Origin of the sequence: Pelomonas nitida (assembly GCF_043555975.1) — a bacterium.
GTDB lineage: Bacteria > Pseudomonadota > Gammaproteobacteria > Burkholderiales > Burkholderiaceae_C > Pelomonas > Pelomonas nitida.
This window is the reverse complement of record NZ_JBIGIA010000070.1, coordinates 1-268: the sequence shown is the minus strand read 5'-3', so window position 1 is coordinate 268 and position 268 is coordinate 1. Positions and strand designations below refer to the sequence as shown.

At 70.1% G+C, this 268-nt stretch carries 1 pseudogene; it reads left to right on the top strand.

Going from position 1 to position 268, the window contains the following annotated elements:
• Window positions 1–5: 5 nt before the first annotated feature.
• Window positions 6–268: pseudogene (locus ACG00X_RS24140) on the top strand (IS1634 family transposase); the annotation flags it as partial.

Here is a 268-nt window from a genome sequence, read left to right as displayed (position 1 = left end):
GCGCCATGTTCATCAAGCTCACCCGATCCGGCTCGCGCACGTACGCGCAACTGGTCGAGTCCTTCCGCGATGAGCTTGGCAAGCCCCGCCAGCGCACCGTCGCCACGCTGGGCCGCGTCGATGAGCACGACGGCCAGGTCGATGCGCTGCTCAACGGCCTGCTGCGCGCCAAGGGGCGCCCCGTCGGTGCAACCGAGGGCCCTCAGGTGCGCTTCGAGTCGGCGCTGTCGCTGGGCGATGTCTGGGCGCTGGATGCGCTGTGGCACGA